Raw genomic sequence first — 4,742 nt, 5'->3', positions numbered from 1 at the left:
GGTCGGGGGACCGCGCGGCCACGGGCGCCGGTTCACACCACCGGCGCGAGTGGCGATGCTCACCTGAGCCGCACTGGACACAGACGTGAACGCTTGGGAAACTCAGATGAGCGTGGTCGACACCGAATGAGCGGAAGACGCATTCGGGTCGCAGCCCCCACGGGGCCGACACAACCCTCGAAACCCTCACTGGAGCGATACCGTGGCGCCCATCCCGACGGCTCCCACCAGTACCCCGGTCCCCACCCGCCACCAGGAACTCAGCGCCTGGGTCGACGAGATCGCGACCCTCACCCGGCCGGATCGCGTCGTGTGGTGCGACGGGTCCGACGAGGAGTACCGGCGCCTGTGCGAGCAGCTGGTCTCCGCCGGCACCTTCACCCGGCTGAACCCCGACAAGCGGCCCGATTCCTACTGGGCCGCCTCCGACCCGACCGATGTCGCCCGGGTCGAGGACCGGACCTTCATCTGCTCCGAGCGGGAGGAGGACGCCGGTCCCACCAACCACTGGATGGCACCCGACCGGATGCGGGAGATCTTCACCGGACCCGAGGGCCTCTTCCGCGGCTCCATGCGCGGACGGACGATGTACGTCGTCCCCTTCTGCATGGGCCCCCTGGACTCCCCGCTCTCGGCGCTCGGCGTGGAGATCACCGACTCCGCCTACGTCGCCGTCGCCATGCGGACCATGACCCGGATGGGCACCCCCGTCCTGGAGCGGCTCGGGGAGAACGGACGGTTCGTGCGGGCCGTCCACTCCGTCGGCGCCCCGCTGGCCGAGGGCGAGGCCGACGTGCCGTGGCCCTGCAACGAGACCAAATACATCTCGCACTTCCCCGACAGCCGCGAGATCTGGTCCTACGGCTCCGGCTACGGTGGCAACGCCCTGCTCGGCAAGAAGTGCTACGCCCTGCGCATCGCCTCCGTCATGGCCCGCGACGAGGGCTGGCTCGCCGAGCACATGCTCATCCTCAAGCTCACCCCGCCCGCCGACGACCCCGCCGCCGGTGAGCCCGTCTACATCGCCGCCGCCTTCCCCTCGGCCTGCGGCAAGACCAACCTCGCCATGCTGGAGCCCACGATCCCCGGCTGGAAGGTCGAGACCATCGGCGACGACATCGCCTGGATGAGGTTCGGCGAGGACGGTCGGCTGTACGCGATCAACCCCGAGGCCGGCTTCTTCGGCGTCGCGCCCGGCACCGGCGAGCACACCAACGCCAACGCGATGCGCACCCTGTGGGGCAACTCCGTCTTCACCAACGTCGCCCTCACCGACGACGGGGACGTGTGGTGGGAGGAGATGACCGCCGAACCCCCGGCACACCTCACCGACTGGCGCGGCAACGACTGGACCCCGGACTCCGGCACCCCCGCGGCCCACCCCAACGCGCGGTTCACCGTGCCCGCCGCCCAGTGCCCGACCATCGCCCCCGAGTGGGAGGACCCGCGCGGCGTCCCGATCTCCGCCATCCTCTTCGGGGGACGCCGGGCCACCGCCGTCCCGCTGGTCACCGAGTCCTTCGACTGGCGGCACGGCGTCTTCCTCGGCGCCAACATCGCCTCCGAGAAGACCGCCGCCGCCGAGGGAACCGTGGGCGAACTGCGCCGCGACCCCTTCGCCATGCTGCCCTTCTGCGGCTACAACATGGGCGACTACTTCGGCCACTGGCTGGAGGTCGGTGCCAAGGCGGACCCCGCGAAGCTGCCCCGCATCTACTGGGTCAACTGGTTCAAGAAGGACGACACCGGTCGCTTCGTGTGGCCCGGCTTCGGCGAGAACAGCCGGGTCCTCAAATGGATCGTGCAGCGACTGCGCGGAACCGCCGAGGGCGTTCCCACCCCCATCGGCGTGCTGCCCACGCCGGCCGCGCTGGACACCGACGGGCTGGCCCTGACCCGGGAGGAGCTGGACTTCCTGCTGGAGGTCGACCCCGAGGAGTGGCGCCGTGAGGCGTCCCTCGTCCCCGGGCACCTGGAGCTCTTCGGCGACCACACGCCCAAGGAGTTGTGGGACGAGTACCACGCCCTGGTCGACCGGCTCGGCTGACCGACGGCGGGCGCGGACCGCACGGGAGGCCCCGCGCCCGCCCCGCCGCGACCGGTGAACCGGCCCCGCACAACGGCGTGCGGGGCCTCCGCCGCGCCGGGGGCACGTGCCCCCGGCGCGGGCCGGAGGAACCGACTCGGGGGGTGGTCGGAAGGGCTCCCAACCGGAGGGGCGACCACGGAGGGATCAGTACTGCCCGTAACCGTCGAGGAAGGTGCCGATCCGGGTGATCGCGTCGGTCAACTGCTCCACCGACGGCAGGGTCACGATCCGGAAGTGATCCGGCTCCGGCCAGTTGAAGCCGGTGCCGTGCACGATCATGATCCGCTCGGCCCGCAACAGGTCCAGCACCATCTGCCGGTCGTCCTTGATCTTGTAGACCTTCGGATCCAGCCGGGGGAAGGCGTACAGCGCCCCCTTCGGCTTCACGCAGGTCACGCCCGGGATCGAGGTGAGCAACTCGTGGGCGGCGTCGCGCTGCTCCCGGATCCGGCCGCCGGGCAGCACCAGATCCGCGATCGTCTGCCGCCCGCCCAACGCCGCCGCCACGGTGTGCTGCGCCGGCATGTTGGCGCACAGCCGCATGTTCGCCAGGATCGTCAGACCCTCGATGTAGCTGCTCGCGTGGGCCTTGGGGCCGCACACCGCCATCCAGCCGCAGCGGTACCCGGCCACCCGGTAGTTCTTCGACAGCCCGTTGAAGGTGAGCGTCAGCAGGTCGGGCGCGACGGAGGCGGTGGGAACGTGCTCCACGTCGTCGTACAGGATCCGGTCGTAGATCTCGTCCGAGCACAGCACCAGGCGGTGCCGGCGGGCGATCTCGGTCAGCTCCCGCAGCATCTCCACGGGGTACACGGCGCCGGTCGGATTGTTGGGATTGATGATCACCAGTGCCTTGGTGCGGTCGGTGATCCGACGCTCGATGTCGGCCGGGTCCGGCAGCCAGTCCGAGGACTCGTCACAGCGGTAGTGGACCGCCGTCCCGCCGGCCAACGAGACCGCCGCCGTCCACAACGGGTAGTCCGGGGCGGGGACCAGTACCTCGTCACCGTCGTCCAGCAGCGCCTGCATCGACATCTGGATCAGCTCGGAGACGCCGTTGCCGAGGTAGACGTCCTCCACCGACACGTCGATGCCCCGCGTCTGGTAGTGCTGCTGCACCGCGCGCCGGGCCGACAACAGACCCTTGGCGTCGCCGTAGCCGTGGGCGGACCCGACATTGCGCAGGATGTCCTCGAGGATCTCCTGCGGGCACTCGAACCCGAAAGCGGCCGGATTGCCGGTGTTCAGCTTCAGGATGCGGTGACCGGCCGCCTCCAGCCGCTGTGCCTCCTCGAGCACCGGGCCCCGGATCTCGTAGCAGACGTTGGCGAGCTTTGTTGACTGGGTCACCTGCATAGCGGCCACCATACGGCGGGCCGGCCACGGACGCGCGGTGTTATTCGCCACTCGAGCGGCCCGCGGAGGGGGCCGGTGCGCCGTTGACCCGCCACGCCCGGCCTGTTAGACAGCAGCCATGGCCATCGCGACCGCACTCGACCGGCTGGGTGGGGAGAGAGTCGACCACCGGTTCAAGGGTCTGCCACCGGACGCCGCCGGGCGCACGGTGGGAGAGCTCACGGCCGAGCGGCGCAACCTCTACCGGGGCGGCTTCACCACCCCGATCCTCACCCTCTCCGCCGAGGCGGTGGAACACAACCTGCGCTGCATGGCCCGGTACGCCGACCGCCACGGCCTGGAGTTCGCCCCCCACGGCAAGACCTCCATGGCCCCCCAACTGTTCTGGCGCCAGGTGGAGCACGGTGCCTGGGGCATCACGGTCGCCGTCCCGCACCAGGCCCGGGTCGCCCGTGCCTTCGGCGTGCAGCGGATCTTCCTGGCCAACCAACTCGTCGATGTCGCCGCCCTGACCTGGCTGGCCGGGGAACTCGCGGCCGACCCCCACTTCCGCTGCGTGGTGTACGTGGACTCCGTGCGGGGCGTGGAGCTGATGGACCGCGCGCTGCGCGGAGCCGGTGCCCGCCGTCCGGTGGAGGTCGTCATCGAGCTGGGGGCCGCCGGGGCCCGCTCCGGCGTGCGGGACACCGGGACCGCGCTGGCGGTCGCCGAGGCCGTGGAGGCCACCGGCACCCTCACCCTGGTCGGCGTCGCCGGGTACGAGGGCGAACTGCCCGACGCCGACGGCGCCGGGGTACGGACCTGGTTGAAGTCGCTGAGCGCGCTCGCACGGACCCTCGATCGTGCCGGCCGGTTCCGGGACGCCCCGGAGATCGTCATCAGCGCCGGCGGCAGCGCCTGGTTCGACGCGGTGGCCGAGGCGTTCGCCGCCCTGCCCCCGCTCTCCCGGCCGGTCTGCCGGTTGCTGCGCTCGGGCGCCTACATCAGTCACGACGACGGCCGCTACCGGGAGGTCACCCCCTTCAACCGGATGCCCGAGGAGGGCTACCTGTTGCCCGCCTTCCGGCTGTGGGCCCAGGTGGTCTCCCGCCCCGAACCCGGACTGGCCCTGATCAACGCGGGCAAACGGGACGTGGCCTACGACCTGGGGCTGCCGGAGGTGCAGGTGGTGCGGAACACCGCGGACCGGATGCGGCGGGCCACGGGGGTCACCGTCACCCGTCTGGCGGACCAGCACGCCTTCCTGGACTGTTCGGGGAGCGAGGAGCCGCCCGAGGTGGGGGACTGGGTGGGGTTG

General features: G+C 71.2%; 3 protein-coding genes. 2 read left to right on the top strand and 1 reads right to left on the bottom strand.

Annotation, left to right across the window (positions count from 1 at the left end):
* The first annotated feature begins 202 nt into the window (after positions 1–202).
* The gene (locus FNQ90_RS13020) at positions 203–2,047 is read left to right on the top strand and encodes a phosphoenolpyruvate carboxykinase (GTP) (protein WP_182606533.1); all 1,845 of its coding nucleotides are present in this window, start codon (positions 203–205) and stop codon (positions 2,045–2,047) included.
* Between the two features lie 186 nt (positions 2,048–2,233).
* Here FNQ90_RS13020 and FNQ90_RS13015 read toward each other — a convergent pair whose 3' ends face one another.
* Positions 2,234–3,445 (bottom strand): pyridoxal phosphate-dependent aminotransferase, encoded by a 1,212-nt coding sequence (locus tag FNQ90_RS13015; RefSeq protein WP_182606532.1) that lies wholly within the window; start codon positions 3,443–3,445, stop codon positions 2,234–2,236.
* Between the two features lie 118 nt (positions 3,446–3,563).
* Here FNQ90_RS13015 and FNQ90_RS13010 point away from each other — a divergent pair.
* Positions 3,564–4,742: alanine racemase (locus FNQ90_RS13010; protein ID WP_182606531.1), on the top strand; the 1,179-nt coding region annotated here is incomplete at its 3' end.

It is taken from the genome of Streptomyces alkaliphilus (genome assembly GCF_014141535.1).
In the GTDB taxonomy this organism is placed as follows: domain Bacteria; phylum Actinomycetota; class Actinomycetes; order Streptomycetales; family Streptomycetaceae; genus Streptomyces; species Streptomyces alkaliphilus.
Note: the sequence above shows the minus strand (reverse complement) of the source record. Positions and strands in the feature narration are given on the sequence as shown.

What these genes read in the sequence shown, in the direction of transcription:
- FNQ90_RS13015 (WP_182606532.1), bottom strand. Translation starts at nt 3,445, where the DNA reads ATGCAGGTGACCCAGTCAACAAAGCTCGCCAACGTCTGCTACGAGATC.